The organism is Shewanella fodinae, from assembly GCF_014651955.1.
GTDB lineage: Bacteria > Pseudomonadota > Gammaproteobacteria > Enterobacterales > Shewanellaceae > Shewanella > Shewanella fodinae.
This window is the reverse complement of the sequence record NZ_BMXW01000001.1, coordinates 208,650-224,193: the sequence shown is the minus strand read 5'-3', so window position 1 is coordinate 224,193 and position 15,544 is coordinate 208,650. Positions and strand designations below refer to the sequence as shown.

At 47.6% G+C, this 15,544-nt stretch carries 18 protein-coding genes; 8 read left to right on the top strand and 10 right to left on the bottom strand.

What is annotated here, in order from left to right; genetic code table 11:
• Positions 1 to 21: 21 nt before the first annotated feature.
• Together tsaA and IE064_RS01180 are read right to left on the bottom strand one after the other, a co-directional pair.
• Entirely contained in the window at positions 22 to 507 is a 486-nt protein-coding gene (tsaA, locus tag IE064_RS01185; protein WP_133037593.1) for a tRNA (N6-threonylcarbamoyladenosine(37)-N6)-methyltransferase TrmO, read from the bottom strand.
• A gap of 97 nt (positions 508 to 604) precedes the next feature.
• Positions 605 to 1,219 carry a LysE family translocator gene (locus IE064_RS01180; protein ID WP_189615691.1) on the bottom strand — a complete coding sequence of 205 codons (615 nt, stop codon included), beginning with the start codon at positions 1,217 to 1,219 and terminating at the stop codon, positions 605 to 607.
• A gap of 235 nt (positions 1,220 to 1,454) precedes the next feature.
• On the opposite strand from IE064_RS01180, the gene IE064_RS01175 reads away from it, so the two are divergent.
• Complete coding sequence (locus IE064_RS01175; RefSeq protein ID WP_189615688.1) at positions 1,455 to 2,249, top strand: TIGR00266 family protein; 795 nt, start codon at positions 1,455 to 1,457, stop codon at positions 2,247 to 2,249.
• A 68-nt stretch (positions 2,250 to 2,317) separates the two neighbouring features.
• Here IE064_RS01175 and IE064_RS01170 read toward each other — a convergent pair whose 3' ends face one another.
• Both IE064_RS01170 and IE064_RS01165 read right to left on the bottom strand, forming a co-directional pair.
• Positions 2,318 to 2,632: a hypothetical protein gene (locus IE064_RS01170; protein WP_189615686.1), complete on the bottom strand. Its 315-nt coding sequence runs from the start codon at positions 2,630 to 2,632 to the stop codon at positions 2,318 to 2,320.
• A 541-nt stretch (positions 2,633 to 3,173) separates the two neighbouring features.
• Complete coding sequence (locus IE064_RS01165; RefSeq protein WP_133037589.1) at positions 3,174 to 3,581, bottom strand: YccF domain-containing protein; 408 nt, start codon at positions 3,579 to 3,581, stop codon at positions 3,174 to 3,176.
• A gap of 214 nt (positions 3,582 to 3,795) precedes the next feature.
• On the opposite strand from IE064_RS01165, the gene IE064_RS01160 reads away from it, so the two are divergent.
• Positions 3,796 to 4,728, top strand: coding sequence for a pyridoxal-phosphate dependent enzyme (locus IE064_RS01160; RefSeq protein WP_189615684.1), 933 nt, complete (start codon positions 3,796 to 3,798; stop codon positions 4,726 to 4,728).
• Between the two features lie 2 nt (positions 4,729 to 4,730).
• On the opposite strand, the gene IE064_RS01155 is transcribed toward IE064_RS01160, so the two are convergent.
• Positions 4,731 to 4,994, bottom strand: coding sequence for a hypothetical protein (locus IE064_RS01155; RefSeq protein ID WP_133037586.1), 264 nt, complete (start codon positions 4,992 to 4,994; stop codon positions 4,731 to 4,733).
• Between the two features lie 240 nt (positions 4,995 to 5,234).
• Positions 5,235 to 5,408, bottom strand: a complete 174-nt coding sequence (locus IE064_RS01150) for a hypothetical protein (RefSeq protein WP_133037585.1) — start codon at positions 5,406 to 5,408, stop codon at positions 5,235 to 5,237.
• A 366-nt stretch (positions 5,409 to 5,774) separates the two neighbouring features.
• On the opposite strand from IE064_RS01150, the gene IE064_RS01145 reads away from it, so the two are divergent.
• Entirely contained in the window at positions 5,775 to 6,419 is a 645-nt protein-coding gene (locus tag IE064_RS01145; protein WP_189615682.1) for a class I SAM-dependent methyltransferase, read from the top strand.
• On the opposite strand, the gene IE064_RS01140 is transcribed toward IE064_RS01145, so the two are convergent.
• Complete coding sequence (locus IE064_RS01140; protein ID WP_189615681.1) at positions 6,389 to 6,946, bottom strand: lipocalin family protein; 558 nt, start codon at positions 6,944 to 6,946, stop codon at positions 6,389 to 6,391. The genes IE064_RS01145 and IE064_RS01140 overlap by 31 nt on opposite strands.
• A gap of 160 nt (positions 6,947 to 7,106) precedes the next feature.
• On the opposite strand from IE064_RS01140, the gene IE064_RS01135 reads away from it, so the two are divergent.
• Complete coding sequence (locus IE064_RS01135; protein ID WP_189615679.1) at positions 7,107 to 8,051, top strand: chemotaxis protein CheV; 945 nt, start codon at positions 7,107 to 7,109, stop codon at positions 8,049 to 8,051.
• On the opposite strand, the gene IE064_RS01130 is transcribed toward IE064_RS01135, so the two are convergent.
• Together IE064_RS01130 and IE064_RS01125 are read right to left on the bottom strand one after the other, a co-directional pair.
• Complete coding sequence (locus tag IE064_RS01130; RefSeq protein ID WP_133037581.1) at positions 8,033 to 8,680, bottom strand: hypothetical protein; 648 nt, start codon at positions 8,678 to 8,680, stop codon at positions 8,033 to 8,035. The two genes, IE064_RS01135 and IE064_RS01130, sit on opposite strands and share 19 nt — an antisense overlap.
• On the bottom strand, positions 8,677 to 9,042 hold the full coding sequence (locus IE064_RS01125) for a DUF2750 domain-containing protein (protein ID WP_189615677.1): 366 nt from the start codon (positions 9,040 to 9,042) through the stop codon (positions 8,677 to 8,679). Before IE064_RS01125 ends, IE064_RS01130 begins: the two co-directional genes overlap by 4 nt.
• 306 nt (positions 9,043 to 9,348) lie before the next feature.
• On the opposite strand from IE064_RS01125, the gene IE064_RS01120 reads away from it, so the two are divergent.
• From IE064_RS01120 to IE064_RS01110, 3 genes are all read left to right on the top strand, one after another.
• Positions 9,349 to 10,533, top strand: coding sequence for a lytic murein transglycosylase (locus IE064_RS01120; RefSeq protein ID WP_283166066.1), 1,185 nt, complete (start codon positions 9,349 to 9,351; stop codon positions 10,531 to 10,533).
• 78 nt (positions 10,534 to 10,611) lie between these two features.
• Entirely contained in the window at positions 10,612 to 11,484 is an 873-nt protein-coding gene (locus tag IE064_RS01115) for a helix-turn-helix transcriptional regulator (protein WP_189615675.1), read from the top strand.
• A 97-nt stretch (positions 11,485 to 11,581) separates the two neighbouring features.
• On the top strand, positions 11,582 to 12,064 hold the full coding sequence (locus IE064_RS01110) for an FKBP-type peptidyl-prolyl cis-trans isomerase (RefSeq protein WP_189615673.1): 483 nt from the start codon (positions 11,582 to 11,584) through the stop codon (positions 12,062 to 12,064).
• Between the two features lie 75 nt (positions 12,065 to 12,139).
• On the opposite strand, the gene IE064_RS01105 is transcribed toward IE064_RS01110, so the two are convergent.
• A complete protein-coding gene (locus IE064_RS01105) occupies positions 12,140 to 13,315 on the bottom strand; it encodes a multidrug effflux MFS transporter (RefSeq protein WP_189615988.1) in 1,176 nt (391 codons plus the stop codon).
• Positions 13,316 to 13,576: 261 nt separating this feature from the next.
• On the opposite strand from IE064_RS01105, the gene IE064_RS01100 reads away from it, so the two are divergent.
• Positions 13,577 to 15,448 carry a choice-of-anchor I family protein gene (locus tag IE064_RS01100; protein WP_189615671.1) on the top strand — a complete coding sequence of 624 codons (1,872 nt, stop codon included), beginning with the start codon at positions 13,577 to 13,579 and terminating at the stop codon, positions 15,446 to 15,448.
• Positions 15,449 to 15,544: the final 96 nt, after the last annotated feature.

Below are 15,544 nucleotides of genomic sequence, written 5' to 3'. Positions count from 1 at the left end.
GTGGCATGATGCCACCCTTTTTTATGATGACTTGTTGTTGCAAAAGCGATTATCGGCGGTGGTTATCGTTTTAGCATGTTCAAACCACCCAAATCTAGCTCCCTGGCGATGATCAAATTCACCCACATAAGGTTTGATATCAAGCACGGGAGTCCCATCCAGCAGATCCAAATTCTGGATGTGCAGCAGATTGTTTTCGATTGATAATAATTCGACAACAGAGAGACCTATTGGGTTAGGGCGACGTGGCGAGCGAGTTGCAAAGAGTCCCCGTTGATTGTCGTCCAGATAAGGGGTCACCTTCATCTGAAAACCACTGCATTGGTGCAGATGACATAGCAGTACAATATGGGAAAAACCTTGCAGATCGGCTAAACCTTCAACATATTGGGGCAATAATTCAATATGCCCCTGTACATTATTAGCCCTGGATGGCTGCACTGGTGTCCCCGCTTGTTGCTGAAATGGGCTATGAACAATACCAATAGGAGAGTACTCAATTTTCATCCGAAATCATTCCTGTTAAAGCAGTTACGGCCTAATTGCATCTTCGGCGCAATTATCCTCGTGAACAAGCGACCACATCACAACTTGCCTGATACTATCAATCAAATGCCAACCACAGCCCCACAGTTATCATTAATACTGCGGAAATCCTATTCATCCAGCGTACATTGTTGCCTCTGCTTAAAAACAGTCGCAGACCTTTTCCACCACTGGCATAAGTCAACAGACAACTAAATTCTGTCACCAAGATGATACCAACTAACGCCGTCAATTGCGGGGCCATTGCCATATCACGGTCAATAAAGGGCGGTAACAGTGAGATCATAAACGCCCATCCTTTAGGATTGGCGATAGCGGTAACAAACCCTTGGGATATTAAGGTATAAGGGCGAACATCTGCTAACGGTAACGCCGCACCTATATCGGTATGGGTGCGCCACATATTGATACCTACCCAGATGAGATATGCGCCACCTAAATATTTCAGTCCCTGAAATAGCTGTGGATGTTGCAGCATCAACGCCGCAACCCCCATTGCCGAGGCTACTGCGACAAGCGCAACGCCAGTCAGTTCGCCTAACATCATCCATAGGGTGCGACGAACGCCTATGCTCATCCCCAGCGTCATCGCCAGTGTCATACACATGCCAGGCGTAGCAGAAACCAGTAGAAATGTTGGAATAAATGCTGCTAACAGAGAGTAGTTTTGCATCTGTCGTTAGGAATTAAATCAAAATGAAGCCTAGTCTAAACTGGTTGGTGCTGGAAACAAGTATCGAGAGCCTTCGGCTACAAGCATCTGAAGTCTTAGTAACAACTATACGTAGTAATTTTTTCTGCATCAGCCAAATCATAATTGCCACCTATGACATTTTATGTCATAACAACAGCACAATCGATTAGGCTACTGAGGGCAGGGCTGCCTGCCAAAACGTGAGGGATGGTAAATGAGCAAACGTTGTCATGAAGTGGATTACGAAATCATTGGTGAAAGCATGCAACTGGTTGAGGTAGAGCTGGATCCTGGCGAAACCGTAATTGCCGAAGCTGGCGCGATGACATACATGGAAGAAGGGATCAGCTTTGAGGCGCGTATGGGCGATGGCTCGGAACCTGAATCCGGTTTCTTCGGTAAGCTGATGGGCGCCGGTAAACGAGTGCTTACCGGCGAAAGTCTATTTATGACTCATTTTACGAATGCGGGTTATGGTAAGCGGCGAGTATCGTTTGCGGCCCCCTATCCAGGGACAATTCTGGCGATAGACCTCGAACAAGTGGGCGGCGAGTTAATCCTGCAAAAAGACAGTTTCCTCGCGGCAGCGCTAGGGACCAATGTCAGTATGAAATTTAATCGTAAACTCGGTGCGGGTTTTTTTGGCGGCGAAGGTTTTATTTTACAGAGCCTTAAAGGTGATGGGATGGCCTTTATTCATGCTGGTGGCACCTTGATCCGTAAAGAACTGCAAGGGGAAACGCTACGGGTGGATACTGGCTGCCTGGTAGGGTTTACGCCTGGAATTGACTATGACATTCAGCGTGCTGGCTCATTAAAATCGATGTTATTTGGTGGTGAAGGGTTGTTCTTGGCAACATTACAGGGGCATGGCACCGTTTGGTTACAGAGCTTGCCGTTCTCACGTATGGCCGACCGGATTATTGCCCACGCACCGTCAATGGGGGGCTCTGATCGGGGTGAGGGGTCTGTGCTGGGCGGCATTGGCCGTATGCTCGATGGTCGTTAGTCTATTGTGTTGGCATATTTAAAAAGCACCGCTGACTGTGGTGCTTTTTTGCTGAAAAACGGTTGTCGTCAGTGGGTAAGAATCTCAACAATTTGCCGGGTTTTCTCGTGTAAACGAAACAGGGTTCCTTCAATGCTTACTGTGATAAGTCCATCACTATCAAGTGGTATCACCACTTTGGCCCGACCATAGATATCATTATCGAGAATATCTCCCTTGTGATAACGTTTTTGCCACCCTGGTGGTAACGGTTTACCTTGCTGCACCTTTTTTTGCAGTCCTGGTGGTAAATCCTGATGTGGGTTAGCACTGGCGGCTAACGGAGTTATCAATAGCGTCAACGATATTACTGCTAACGCTGACATGATTACGGTAGATTTCATTTTTCACCTCCCATTGCCATTATATGTTGCCATTCTTGAGCGCTAACGGGCTAAATGCTCAGATAACCACACTTGCTGACTAACCCCATATCCGCAAATGCGGGATCTGCTTATAATTGTTTCAGTGTCAGGGGTGTTTTAAATTGGCTACTAAAACGCAGATAAACCATCAGCCAGCAATTCAAGCTTGCATCGCCTCGGTTGTTATATGGCACCTTTGCCAATTGATAAAGATCTATTCATTAGGATGTTTTGAAGCATAGATTTTGCCATCACCGGTGACAAATCATTCTTGTTTAATTGTTATAAAAATGTATTAAACATTGTCAAGGTGTTTTCAATCTAGCCGGATAACCTAATGAGCAAATGGCTGTGATTTAGCTGTTGCAGTCGTGGAAAGGGGCCGAATCGGTAGGACGATTTGCGGCAGCTCAGCTGTCACTGTTTTCAAACAGGCAACAAGCTAGGCTGTTTCTTCAGCGGCTCGTGTCTATTGCAATTGCGAATATGGCCTCCGTGTTTATGAGAGGCCTCAGGAACGTTAATGTGAAGACACTACTGTTTTACCAATAGGTGTCAGACTTAACAATGCCAGTTTCAGATGCTGGATACCAAAAGGGATTCCTATGATGGTAATAAAGCACCCCAATGCATGGACGATGTGACCTATTGCCAGCCAGATACCAAACAGAACGAACCAGACAAGGTTGCCAATGAATCCCAAAGGGCCAGTACCTATATCTTCACGACCATAAAGCTGATCACGGCTGACGTGTTCTTGACCGAATGGCCAGAATGTCATCTCTCCTATAACAAAGCAGGCGCGGCCAAAGGGGATGCCGATGATGCTGATAAAGCAGATCAGTCCCGCCAGCCACCAAGCTAAGCCCATCACAAAGCCACCCAGTACAAACCAAGCGATATTAAAGAGAAGACGCAAAACGCCCATGTCATAGCTCCTGTTATCATAATTAGGATTTATCACTTATCTAAGTGTGACATTAGCTATATTTGTGCCAAAGTTTAACTATTTGAATATAAATGAATTATTATTTTATGTGGAATCTCATTGGTAGATTTGACCAGTTAGTGGTTGTTTTAACTTGGCGCTGTGACGGCGGGTATTTTACAATCGCAAGTACTGAAAAACCGTTGTTGCATCTATGCTGATAGCCCCATTTTTACTGGCACAAACCCCAGTGCAGTCTTTTGAATTTCGTGGACAGCAGTTTTATCTAAAACGCGATGATCTGTTGCATCCGCAATTTAGTGGGAATAAAGCCCGCAAATTTCGTTATTTCCTAGATCAGGATTTTTCAGAAGTTCGTCTATTGATAGGCCATGGTTCAGCTCAGGCCAACTCCTTGTACTCTATGGCGGCGTTAGCGGCACTAAAAGGTTGGCAATTAAAATTTTATGTTGATCACCTGCCACAGTGGTTACAACAAACTCCGTCAGGTAACTATAAAGCAGCACTGGCTCTGGGGGCGGAAATTGTTCCAGTGGCTGCGAAGGAACTATATGGCCTAACGGTTGGTGAATATCTGCGTGAGTCCATTTTACCAACATTGTCAGCGGCATTGTTTGTACCCGAGGGGGGGCGTTGCCAAGCGGCAGAATATGGCGTTAGGCAATTAGCACAGGAAATCCATGACTGGGCTGTTGGTGAGAATATTACCGGACTTAAATTATTTCTGCCGTCGGGAACTGGCACTACCGCATTATATTTAAGCAAATATTTTTATGACAATAAAATTAATATTGAAGTCATCACCTGTGCTGTGGTGGGCGGAGACAATTATCTGCGACAACAGTTTGCAACGCTTTGCCCAGATGACCGTTGTCATCCCAGGATAATAAGTTCCCCCAAAAAATATCATTTCGGCAAGCTCTACCCTGAGTTTTATCAAATATGGCAGCAGTTGGCTCAGGCAGGGGTGATGTTTGAATTATTATACGATCCATTAGCGTGGTTATTGATGCTGAATTACAAACAACAGCATCCTCAACAGCCCATAATGTATATTCATCAAGGGGGATTATTGGGCAACGAATCCATGTTGCCAAGATATATGCGAAAGTTTGATAAAAAGTAAATTTATACCAATTTGTTACGTTGCAATATTTTGAAAGTTCGCTGCGCCAGTTGTTGCAGGTTTTTTAAATCTGCCAATGAGGGTTGCTGCCATTCAATAACAGATTCCCAATAACCTACTTCGGTATCCAGTAACTCCAGCATTTTCTTAGAGCAGCCGCGACAATCACCACCGCAAATTGTGGTTTCAGGTAGATCAAAAGGGATCTTTGTCCTGATTTCATGCAGCATCAGTAACATCGCATCGTGACAATTAGGTTTAGTCAAGGGCATTTCCTAACAACTATCGCTAGTACTTAGCGCATTATAACGCTTTCGATGGGTAATTTAGATGATGATTATAGAACTTGCAGAATATTCCCATTTGGTCAGGCAGTCATCCGTGAACGGATCCAGCCTGAACCAAATGTGATATTGCCCGATTGCTGATCTGTTACATCAGTCCCATCTGCACAAGGCATTCGGTAGTTTGAGAGGATTATTTACCGAACCGGCGATAAAGCAGGTTTACTTGTTAGCGCTTACCAGCCATTTCATAAAAGAGATGACATCGCTGCGTTTTGAGAAGGTTTGTTTTTTCTTGCCTTTCCTGTCGGTGAAGGCGATTGAATTTTTATTTATGGAAATAGAATCTACAGGGAAATTAACTGTAATTTCATGTCCGTCTACTTTGTATGACATAGGCCACACTCCTTTTTTACTTGAAGCCACGCTGGCTTTTTAAATTTAACTATAGAATATCCTTAGCTTTTTTAGCGAAAGAACTCATTGCCTGACAAAACACTGTAATCGCCTTTTTAAAAAAATTCAAGCACCTGCATACCAATCTTGTGCTTAATGATTTTACCGCAACATTTCAGGTTTGCTAAAACAACCCATACTCCATCATATCTTTATGACAGCCATATGATAACTATGCCCTGATAAGCGATTTCCACTTGATATTATCGACAAAAAACTTACTTTCTTTAATTGAGATGTCACGGCAGCGTAGGATATATAAGGATTGGGGCAAATAAATTCAAGTATGGCTATCAGAGGAAGTTTATGAAACTTAATAAGCTGGAACGTTATATCGTCCGTCATCCTGCAAGGTTATGGTTGCAAAAGCAGCTGGAGCAGCCTCTGTTGTTGGGATTGTTTAACCATAATCTACCCTCAGTAGAACATGCGTTGGAGATTGGTTGCGGCTTTGGTCAGGGGATTTCACTGATCCGTGAGGGTTTTGGTGCGGGGACGGTTACTGCAGTTGATCTGGATGACGAAATGCTCAAATACTGTGGGGCTCGTTATCAGCAGAAGTCCTGGTTAAGCTTGTTTCAAGCCGATGCCACACGCTTGCCTTTTGCCGCTAATAGTTTTGAACTGGTGTGTGATTTTGCGGTGTTTCATCATGTCCCAGACTGGCAGGCTGCAGTGGCAGAAGTCTTCAGAGTGCTGCGCCCTGGTGGTGCATTTGTCATCGAAGAGTTGTACCGCGCCGCTATCTGTAACCCGCTGAGTCGCCGTTTATTTGAACACCCGCAGCAAAATCGCTTCAATCATGCAGAATTGCATGACTGCTTGCGTGCTAACGGGTTTGATATCATGAACAGTCGCCATTTGTGGGGGCTTGCTGGCGTTACACTGGCAATCAAGCCCAGTGGCATCTGTCAGCTGGATTATTCTGCCGGTGTCAGCGCCGGTGTCTGAGCTACCCAAATAAGCTGTTGAGGGTTAACGCCTAAAGCCGCCGCTTGTTCAACAAAGGTTTGTTTGACATCGTCGCTGACTTGCCGCTGGCGTGACAATAGCCACAAATAACTGTTGTTAGGTCCCATGATAATTGCATTTTGGTACTGACCATTTTGTGGCTGAGATGGTAACAATGCGTGTATCTGGTAGGCTCCGTAGAAGGGACGGAAAAAGCTGACTCTTAGCAGTCCTTTATCGCGTTCGTCAATGAAGTAGGCGATACCATTGGCACTTTGCCACTTTTCGGTTTGTGGATCATAGCCCTGATTCAGTACCAGCAGCGCATCTCCCTGTTCGCGATAGCTTGCTTGTACATGAGTTAATCCTCGTTCAAAGCCGTGATCAAGTCGGGCGATTTCATACCAGGTGCCTAGATAGGCATTTGCTTGAAAATGACTGACAACAGGGATCTGTCGATCGATAACGGTGCAGGCTATGATTAGCAAGGGCGTCAGTAACAGCAGCAACAATGTACGTTTGGTCATATGCAAATGGCTCCAGCGTGGTTATGCTCTTTTTATCGTGTACCTACAACATTATGTTGCATAAGAAAATTTGCTCTGGCTCATGCAGAGCATTTCATTATGTCGTTATAATAGTCGCCTATTCTGTACATTCAATGCAGTCGAGTGGGAAACTTCAGTTATGGCAAATATTTTGGAATCAGTGGACCAACATACGCAACTGGTGGGTGAAAACCGTCTAGAGCTGCTGTTATTCCGTATCAATTCAACCCAGCTTTTTGCCATTAACGTGTTTAAAGTTAAAGAAGTGGTGAAATTACCGCGATTGTCGCAGATGCCAGGCAGTCATCCCTGTATTTGTGGGGTGGCCAATATCCGGGGGACTTCTATTCCGGTTATCAACTTGCGTCAAGCGATTGGTTTTAAGCCGATGCCGCTGGATGCTGATACCAATCTGATCATCACTGAATATAACCGCAGCGTGCAGGGATTTCTGGTGGGGAAAGTCGAGCATATCGTTAACATGAACTGGAACGAGGTGATGCCACCACCACAGAATGCCGGTCACAACCATTATCTGACCGCTATTACCAAAGTGCAGCATCAGGAACGTACCGAACTGGTGTCGATTATTGATGTCGAGAAAGTGCTGGCGGAAATTATCCACTATAACGTGCGCTTGGACGAATCAACGCTGGATGAAGCGCTGTTGCAGCAGATGCTCGGGCGTAAAGTGCTGATAGTGGATGATTCGCCCACTGCGCGGCATCAGGTTCGTGACACTTTGGGACAGATAGGATTGGAGGTCATAGAGGCGTGTGATGGGCAGCAAGCGTTGGATATGCTGCAAGGCTGGTGTGATAAAGGACTGAAGCCGACGGACGAAATCCTGATGATGATCACCGATGCAGAGATGCCGAAGATGGACGGTTATCGCCTTACCCATGAGATCCGTTCCGATAAACGAATGGCTGGATTATTTATTGTCCTCAATACGTCATTAAGCGGCAGTTTTAATCATGCAATGGTGGAGAAGGTGGGATGTGACCGCTTTATCTCTAAGTTCCAGCCAGATTTGTTAGTGGAAACGGTACAGGAACGCATGCGTCAGCTTGCGGTTGACTGATCCTGCAACAACTCTCTGATAACTTGACGTTTTGTGGCAGCATCGGACACAAGATGCAAGCGTGCTAAACGAATAGCGTAACCAAATCGTTGTTTGCCGATGATAGCCACAATACCGCTGAGAAAACTCTTATCCAGCGCCATGGCTTTACCGTAATGCTCAATGGCGGCAAAAACGGAACTAAAGTTTATGCCATCGAAGCTAAAACGTGTATCAGGCAACGTCTGTGCTAACGGAACGCCATCAAGTACCAGCGGCCATCCTGCAAAGTTAATCCGGTCTTTTGCAATCTCGTACATGAACCAAGCGCTACGCTGAAAACTCTGCAGGGTTTTACAGGTGAAGTCAGCCTGTTCTAACTCCTCTTTGGTCCAATTAAGGCCAATAGCTAAATGTTTAACATAGCGGCGCATCAGGGCATCTTTTACCGCAGTGCGGCATTCATAGAGGGAGGTCAGTGGCTGAATCTTTGCCAGATCACGGCATTCTTTACAGGCAGGAACGGACAGCGATGGATGGCCGGCATGCGTGGGCGCATGATAATCAAACTGCAAATTACAAGGTTCGCCACAGAACCAGCAGTGGTGACGAACCTCAAAGGGGATATCGACAAGCGGCAGAGACATCAGTCTTCGTCGGCTTCTACATCCGCCAACAGTTGCCCAAGGTCAAATGCTTCTATTTCTTCGCAGTCGTCATCGCTGCGCCAGTCAATACCAACCAGCACATCATCCTGGTTCAGATCTTCAACCCAAAACTCCAAGAAATCATCGACACTGATAGCAACTGGCACAAATCCACTCCAGTCTTCCGTACAATGAGTCTGCGCCAGCGTCGCTTCCGACCACAAGGGCATCACATCAGCATCTTCGTATTCGCCGGAATCGCACACTAACCACTCTTCATTGGTGGGATCTTGCAATCCCCAGAGCTGTTGAGATTCACTAATGGTAGCGATAAAGCGTTGTACAACCGGACTTACATCATTCATGGTTAAGGTTCCCTAAAAGGTTATCGTGCCATTATACGTTATCGACAGCGCCAACCAAGGAGTTCTTGGTGTTGATGCGCAATCGTTCAAAATTCAGCTGATTGGTACGGGATTTGTGTCGTGGGGCTTAAAAAACACCGAACAAGGAGTTCTTGGGATTGATGCGCAATCGTTCAAAATTCAGCTGATTAGTACGGGATTTGTGTCGTGGGGCTTAAAAAACACCGAACCTGTGGGTAGGATGTGTAGCAGTACCCAACGGCAGCAAGGAGTCTGTTTGTGGTGAAAGTGATTACATGGTTACCCTTGGTGTGGGTCGTGCAGGCCTGTGCCAGCTCTTCCGCTGCAGATATTGATTCGGCCGCCGCCAAGGTCGAGGCGGATTTTCCCCAATGTATCGTGACATTTGCCGATAAGGCCCGTAGTGAGGGGATTTCTGAAGAGACCATCAAAACGCATCTGCAGAATCTGCAGTTTGTTCGGCGGGTTATCGAACTTGATCGTCAGCAACCTGAATTTACCCAAACCTTCGCAGGTTACTTCAATCAGCGAGTAACGGATTGGCGAGTGATGAAGGGGCGGCAATTACTGACAGAACATCGACAGTTTTTGCAGGAACTGCTGCAAAAATATGGTGTTCCACCGCAGTATCTGCTGGCGTTCTGGGGGATGGAAACCAATTTCGGGGGTTACAAAGGCAAGATGCCCGTGCTGGATTCATTGGCCACACTGGCCTGCGATCATCGCCGCAGTGAATTTTTTACCCAAGAACTGATCACCGCCTTAAAACTCAGTCAGCGTTATGGTTTCCCCGCATCAGAGATGCAGGGCTCTTGGGCGGGCGCCATGGGGCATACCCAGTTTATGCCTAGTGCTTATGCCAGTTATGCAGTGGATGCCGATGGTGACGGCAAAGCTGATTTGTGGAATAGCGTTGAGGATGCGTTGGCATCCGCGGCGAATTTCTTACATCATCTCGGCTGGCAACGTAACGAGCGCTGGGGCCGAGAAGTTCGGCTACCTGCCGGGTTTGATTATCGGCTATTGGGTGACAAACAATCGTTAGCTCAATGGCAACAACTGGGCGTGACGGATGCAAATGGACAGCCGTTGCCGCAGACAGAGATGTTGGCGACCTTGTATCTGCCAGCCGGCCACTCTGGTCCGGCATTTCTGGGTTATGACAATTTTGATGTCATTAAACGTTGGAATCGTTCTGATTTTTACGCGATCAGTGTCGGTCATCTGGCGGATCGTATTGTCGGTGCCAGCAAACTGGTCAAGGCGCCACCTCAACAACCGCGTTTGAGCCATCAGCAGATTAAGGCGTTGCAGCAACGCCTTAATGAACTGGGGTTCGATACCGGGAAACCCGACGGTATTCTCGGCAGTAATTCGCGCAACAGTTTGCAGGCGTTTCAAGTAAGCAAAGGGTTGGTGGCCGATGGCTTTCCCGATAAGCAGACTTTTAAGGCGCTGGGGCTTAATTAATTGCTAATCAAAATGATTGCTTGAAAGTTGTCTTTTGGTTAACGTGGTGTTTATCTTTAGGTTCGCAAAGAGAACATCATGGAGCCATTACAAGCGTTGAATCATGGTCAGCGCCAACGGCTGGCCTTTATAGACTTCTGCCTGCAGTATTTCGGACAGATTAGCCGTCAGGATTTGATAGGTAAATTTGCGACAGGACTGGCGGCGGCTACCCGCGACTTCAGTCTTTATCGAGAATTGGCTCCAGAGAATATGAGACTGGTGCATCCTTCGCGCCATTATCAACGGCAACCCGGATTTAAAGCGCTATTTCAACACGATGCCGAAGCTGTATTGAGCGGCCTAGCGCGTGGTTTTGGCGATGGTCTATCTCAGCCGCTGGTGCCAAGTCAGGTGTGTATCGATGCGGTGCGTTTAATTCACCCAGATACTGAGATCATCGCAGCATTGATGCGGGCAATTCAGCAGGGCGAAGCGCTGGATATGCAGTATGTCTCAACGTCTTCGGGGGAAAGCCAAAGGCAGATTGTGCCCCATGCCTTGGTGAATAACGGCCAGCGTTGGCATGTGCGGGCATATGATCGGCAGTCTCGGCAGTTTACCGATTTTGTCGTGACCCGTATCAAAGCGTTGCAGCCTTGTGCTGAATCGCCGAAAACAGCCGAGCAACCCGCAGCTGATAGCGCCTGGTTACAGCCGATAACATTAGTGTTAATCCCCCATCCAGGATTAAAACATCCTGAAGCGATCATGTTGGATTATCGGATGCAAGACGGTGAACTACATCTTAACAGTAACGCCGCCTTGGCCGGATACTTGCTGCGCGCTTGGAGTGTTGATTGTTCGGCCAGACATCAACTTAGTTCCGGGGTGTGTCAATTGGCGCTGAAAAATTTGGACGTATTGTCCAGCATTGAACATCTGGCGATTGTGCCCGGAGCCGGACACTAAGCTGCCGCAAAGACACTAAGCTGCCGCCAAGTAGTGGTGAAGGCGGGTAGCTTCTGCTAAGCTGCGGCGAAATTTTTTGCGGTCTTGAGGATGATTTATGAGTATTACCAAGGACAAAGTTGTGCAGTTAAATTACACCCTGAAGGATGAACAGGGTAACGTGATTGAAAGCAATGAAGGGCTGGCACCAATTGCTTATTTGCACGGGCACAAGAATATGATGCCAGGGGTGGAAAAAGCCTTAGAAGGCAAAGATACCGGTGATAAATTTACCGTGACACTGCCCGCGGCCGAAACTTATGGTGAACGGCTTGCTGATGCTGAGCAGCGGGTTGCCGTCAAACACCTACAAGGTGCTAAAGTATGGAAGCCAGGTATGATTGCGGTGATTAACACCGATCACGGACAACGGCAAGTAACCGTACTCAAGGTTGGCAAATTCATGGTAACCGTTGATACTAACCACCCGCTGGCTGGCCGTGAATTGACATTCGATCTGGAAGTGATCGATGTGCGTGACGCGAGCGCCGAAGAAGTAGCACATGGTCACGCGCATGGGGATGGTGGTCATCACCATTAAATCCTGCGGTTTTACCGATAACAAAACGGCCTCAACATGGAGGCCGTAACCACATCAGCGGAATTATCAAGTACTTCAAGAAGCGTTTTGAGGATTAAGCGTCCTAGGTCGGGTAAACAACTGACAGACTCCAACCAGCATGATGGCTGCCAACATGATGGCCGCAAAGGGAACCGCCGTTCCGGTATAAAAGAAGGCCAGAATTGGGCCCGCCATTGCGCCAATGCCAAAACGCAGCGTGCCGATAACAGCCGTTGCGGTACCGGTTTCCTGCTTGAATTTCATCAACACAATGGCATCGGAATTGACGGACATAATCCCAAGCGACCCCATCAGCGGTGCCAGGGTAATCACGGTCCAGTAATATTCGAGTCCCAGCAGATTAACCAATACTAAGGCGCTGGCGGAGATAGTTCCTGTGAGCGTTGCCACCGCCAGCATACGTTTGGGGCCATAACGACCGACCACCCGTGAGTTAATAATGTTGGCCAGCGCCAGCGCTCCCACATTGCAGCTGAATAAAATCGCAAACAGCGACTTATCCAGATGAAACACCTCCATATAGACAAATGGCGATGCTGTGAGATAACAGAAAAATGCCAAGGCACACAACAGACCGCTGCCAAGGTAGGGTTTTACCCCGGCGCGGGTCAGCACCACTGCATAGTTGCCAAAAAATGAGCGAGTACTGTGCGGCGCGCCTTTTGCGTCTGACGGCAGTCTAAGTTTAAGGCTGACCAATAGCAGTAGCAGTCCGGCATAAACCGCTAGGATGAAAAATATTAAAGGCCATTGACCAAATCCCAGAATAAAACTGCCGATGCCGGGTGCCAGCAACGGCGCCAGCATCATGATCAGACTGACATAAGACATGCCTTTGGCGGTGTTGTCACCGTACAGTTCTTTGATATAACCGGGAACCACAACCGTAGCGGCTGCACCGATAAATGCCTGCACGAAACGCAGCACCATGAACAGCTTGAGTGACGGTGACAGCGCTAACCCAATACAGCACAACAAAAAACCGCTGAGGCCAACGATCACCAGTGGGCGACGACCAATGCGATCTGCCAGCGGGCCAAAGGTCAACATACCGATGGAATATCCCGCCAGATAAACACTCAGTGATTGTTGTACCGTTGTGACATCCGAATGAAAACTTGCCGCAATAATTGACATTGCTGGCAGGTACATATCAATGGTAAGCGGCGTGATGGCCATAATCGCCGCCAGCATTGGCAAAATTAACATCAGCGGCAAGCCGGGTGTTGTTGACGGTGTCGAAACTGTTGCGCTCAAGGAAACCTCAGGAATAACTCTCAACCCGATGCGGGTTTTGCGGGACCGACATAGTAAAGCGTCTGTATGGGTCTGCCAACCAGTAAGAGTGTTACAAACTACGTCTCTGAGCACTGCCATCAGCCTTGTCATCGCCCGTTAATATTTCTGCCTTCTGACTGTCATCAAAGCCCTTTAGCGTGTTGCTGATTTGTAATAAACATGGATGACAAAATGAAACTGCAACGCTCTGTGATTTGCTTATCATTGACACTTGCACTGACGGCCTGTGGCAGTGGTGATGACGGTAAAGATGGTAATAATGGTGCCAATGGCAGTAATGGTCTGAACAGTTTGGTGAACGTCACCGAACTTACTGCTGGTAATGTCGCCTGTCCTTATGGCGGACAGCAGATTGACACTGGGCTGGATAGCAATGGCAATGGCACCTTAGAAACCGATGAAATTACGGCTACCCAGCAGTTATGCAAAAATAGTGGCGACACCTTGAAAATGGAGCTGATGGCACGTCATGTCAGCGGTGTTTACGGGTTGAGTGCAGCCGAAATTGTTGATTATGACTCCGTGGCTGCCAAGGTTTTGGTGGTAAATGCTCGCAGTGGCAAAGTCGATATTCTAGAGGCTTCTGGACTAGCGAACACCACCGCCGTTAGCGGTGACGCGGCTTTGGCACTGAATAACATGCCATTGCTGAATGAATTGGATGTGGCTGCTGATATAGGACTGGAACGCTTAGGCGGAGTTAACAGTCTGGCACTGCATGGCGATTTGTTAGCGGTTGCTATTGAGCGTGCGGATATCAACGGCAATAAAACACAGGATAAAGGCTTTATCGCCTTTTATCGTCGCGGCGACAGTGGCTACAGTTACCTTAGCGCTGTAGAAGTTGGGGCGTTACCTGATAACGTGGTCTTCAGCCCTGATGGCAATTGGGTATTGGTTGCCGATGAAGGTGAGCCTGCTACCGATTACAGCGTCGATCCAGAAGGTTCGGTCGCCATTATCAAGATCACCGGTGGCGTTCCGGCAAGCAGTGCCACATTAGTTTCCTTTACTGATTTTAACGTAGGCGGCAGCCGCGCGGCAGAAGTCAGCCCAGAGATTAAAATCAACGGTCCTGGTGCGTCTGTTGCACAAGATCTGGAGCCGGAATATATCACCGTCAGTGCCGATTCAAAAACCGCTTGGGTAAGCCTACAGGAAAACAATGCGTTAGCTCGAATAGATATTGCATCTGCAACCGTCGAGAAACTGATTGCACTGGGAGCCAAAGATTATGGGCTCGCGGGAAATGCCCTTGACGCTAGCGATAAAGACGACGGCGTTAATATTCGCAGTTATGCCGGGGTTTATGGCCTGTATCAACCCGACACCGTTGCCAGCTATCAATGGCACGGCGCCAATTTTGTGGTGATGGCTAACGAAGGTGATGCTCGTGATTATACGGCGTTCTCGGAAGAAGCTCGCGCCGCTGATCTCGTGCTCGACCCGAATAATCCTGAAGTGGCCGCTGCTGCTGACAAAACCTTGTTGGGGCGTCTGAAAGTGACTACCTCAATGGGGGATGAAGACGGTGATGGTGATTACGACAAGCTCTATTCATTTGGTGGTCGTTCATTCTCTATTCGCGATGCAGACGGGCGTATGGTGTTTGATTCTGCCAGCGACTTTGAGCGCATTACGGCCGCAGTGCTGGGGAATGACTTCAACAACAATAATGATGAAAACAAGGGCGACAGCCGCAGTGACGATAAAGGCCCAGAGCCAGAAGCGCTGGCAGTTGGTCAGGTTGGCGATAAAATGTATGCATTCGTCGGGCTGGAGCGTACCGGTGGCATCATGATTTATGACATCACCAATCCATTTGATGTTAGCTTTGTCGATTACGTTGTAAACCGTGACTTCAGTACCGACTTTTCAGTCGATACCGACACTGGTGAATATCAGGGGAATATTCAACTGGCTGGCGACCTGGGGCCTGAAGGCATGAAGTTTGTGCCTGCCGACAAGAGTCCATTTGGTACACCTATGCTGGTGATTGGTAATGAAGTCAGCGGTACTACAGTGGTTTACCGTTTTCGCTAAAGGCGTGCGCATATGATGTGCACGCGACATGTAATAATCATCAGGGCTGGCATTGCTGGCCCTGTTTGTTTTAAATCGTTGTAATTTTCATCAAAT

Bases quoted from the DNA above. Each gene is read 5' to 3' on its own strand.
- tsaA (WP_133037593.1), bottom strand. From the start codon at position 507: ATGAAAATTGAGTACTCTCCTATTGGTATTGTTCATAGCCCATTTCAG.
- IE064_RS01180 (WP_189615691.1), bottom strand. From the start codon at position 1,219: ATGCAAAACTACTCTCTGTTAGCAGCATTTATTCCAACATTTCTACTG.
- IE064_RS01175 (WP_189615688.1), top strand. From the start codon at position 1,455: ATGAGCAAACGTTGTCATGAAGTGGATTACGAAATCATTGGTGAAAGC.
- IE064_RS01170 (WP_189615686.1), bottom strand. From the start codon at position 2,632: ATGAAATCTACCGTAATCATGTCAGCGTTAGCAGTAATATCGTTGACG.
- IE064_RS01165 (WP_133037589.1), bottom strand. From the start codon at position 3,581: ATGGGCGTTTTGCGTCTTCTCTTTAATATCGCTTGGTTTGTACTGGGT.
- IE064_RS01160 (WP_189615684.1), top strand. From the start codon at position 3,796: ATGCTGATAGCCCCATTTTTACTGGCACAAACCCCAGTGCAGTCTTTT.
- IE064_RS01150 (WP_133037585.1), bottom strand. From the start codon at position 5,408: ATGTCATACAAAGTAGACGGACATGAAATTACAGTTAATTTCCCTGTA.
- IE064_RS01145 (WP_189615682.1), top strand. From the start codon at position 5,775: ATGAAACTTAATAAGCTGGAACGTTATATCGTCCGTCATCCTGCAAGG.
- IE064_RS01140 (WP_189615681.1), bottom strand. From the start codon at position 6,946: ATGACCAAACGTACATTGTTGCTGCTGTTACTGACGCCCTTGCTAATC.
- IE064_RS01135 (WP_189615679.1), top strand. From the start codon at position 7,107: ATGGCAAATATTTTGGAATCAGTGGACCAACATACGCAACTGGTGGGT.
- IE064_RS01125 (WP_189615677.1), bottom strand. From the start codon at position 9,042: ATGAATGATGTAAGTCCGGTTGTACAACGCTTTATCGCTACCATTAGT.
- IE064_RS01115 (WP_189615675.1), top strand. From the start codon at position 10,612: ATGGAGCCATTACAAGCGTTGAATCATGGTCAGCGCCAACGGCTGGCC.
- IE064_RS01110 (WP_189615673.1), top strand. From the start codon at position 11,582: ATGAGTATTACCAAGGACAAAGTTGTGCAGTTAAATTACACCCTGAAG.
- IE064_RS01105 (WP_189615988.1), bottom strand. From the start codon at position 13,315: ATGTTAATTTTGCCAATGCTGGCGGCGATTATGGCCATCACGCCGCTT.
- IE064_RS01100 (WP_189615671.1), top strand. From the start codon at position 13,577: ATGAAACTGCAACGCTCTGTGATTTGCTTATCATTGACACTTGCACTG.